Source organism: Cupriavidus sp. UYPR2.512 (assembly GCF_000379565.1).
Taxonomy (GTDB): Bacteria; Pseudomonadota; Gammaproteobacteria; order Burkholderiales; family Burkholderiaceae; genus Cupriavidus.
In genome coordinates this window covers 1-1,626 of sequence record NZ_KB903069.1, presented here as the reverse complement: position 1 = coordinate 1,626, position 1,626 = coordinate 1, and the positions used below count along the sequence as shown (strand labels likewise).

Genomic DNA, 1,626 nt, shown 5'->3' with positions numbered 1-1,626 from the left:
AAAGCTATGTTGCAGGCTGCGTGGCAAGACGGCATGTCTCTACCGCACGTGTCATAAAGGCCGGACGTGTCGTTTGATCACCTTGAAAGGGGTGCCCCTAACAGGCTGCTGAAGTACCTCGGCTCGGTGTCAGCGCCTGTACGGGCTGAAACGTTAATCTGAGACCTCGACACGATTCCCCTCCTCACCTCCCATGCGCGGCGCCGACACCTTCACCGAAAGCCTGTTCACGATGCAGCGACTCGAGGATTTCGTCCCCAAGTCGCATCCGCTGCGCGCGATCCGTACCATGGCCAATCAGGCCCTGGCGAAGATGGATCGGCGGTTTGCAGGGATGTATGAGGCAGACATCAAGGGCGGTCGACCGAGCATCGCGCCGGAGAAGCTGTTGCGGGCAATGCTGGTGCAGGTGCTGTACAGCATCCGGTCCGAGCGCCAGCTGATGGAGCAAACGCAATACAACCTTTTGTTTCGCTGGTTCATCGGCTTGTCGATGGACGATACGGTCTGGGTGCCGACGGTCTTCACGAAGAATCGTGCGCGTCTGATCCAGCACGATGCGGTGATCGAGTTCTTCAACGAGGTACTGGCGATTGCCCAGAAGAAGGGCTGGCTATCAGGCGAGCACTTCAGCGTGGACGGCACGCTGATTCAGGCGTAGGCGGGCCACAAGAGCTTGGCGCGTAAGGATGGAAGCGACGGCGACGATGATCGCGGTGACTTCAAGGGGCAGAAGCGCTGCAACGACACGCATCAGTCGACGAGCGATCCCGATGCAAAGCTATATCGCAAGGGCAAGACCGGCAGTGAACTGCATTACATGGGACACACCTTGAGCGATAACCGGCATGGTCTGGTGGTCAACGCCCGAGTGAGCCAGGCAGATGGCTACGCCGAACGCGAGGCTGCGAAGGTCATGCTCAACGATGCCCGGCAGGCAACGATCGACCCGGACACCGAAGTCACCGTGGGCGCAGACAAGGGCTACGACGCGCAGGAGTTCATTGAGACATGTCTGGCGATGAAGGTGACGCCGCACGTCGCGCAAAACAAATCGGGCCGGCGCTCGGCTGTTCCTGAGGCTATTGCGAGCAGCGAGGGATTGCGATCTCGCAGCAAAAGCGCAAGCTCATTGAGCAAGGCTTTGGCTGGGTCAAAACAGTCGGGCGCATGCGTCAAGTCATGGTGCGCGGACTGAAGCGAGTGGACCAGATGTTCGTGCTGAGCATCGCCGCGTACAACCTCGTGCGCATGCGCTCACTGGCACAGATCCGTCCACAGTTGCGGTAATCGAGGAAATGGAAGCGGAAACAGGCCTCCCGCCGCCGAAAAACTCAATACGAGGGCCTGCGGCTTCCGGATTATGAAATCCGGGCACGCCTGCCCGCCCCAGCGAAAGGCTCTCCGTTTGTGCGGGGAGTACTTCCGCAGCCTGTTAGGCGTCAATCCTTCTCGCGGGATGTCTGGCAGTGTCAATGTCTTGGAAATGCTCATCAGCGGGCAACCTCGCTTGGTGTTAGCGGCGCCGCGAAAGTTAAGGAAAGGCTGATTTAATCGACGAGAGTGTCGACGTTGAGCAGCTGTGAAGCGTTGATAGACTAAGGACGACCAGCGAGCTACGCCGAT

1 pseudogene is annotated in these 1,626 nt (G+C 59.0%); it reads left to right on the top strand.

Annotation, left to right across the window (positions count from 1 at the left end):
• Window positions 1-193: 193 nt before the first annotated feature.
• Window positions 194-1,290, top strand: a pseudogene (locus A3A5_RS39030) (IS5 family transposase).
• Window positions 1,291-1,626: the final 336 nt, after the last annotated feature.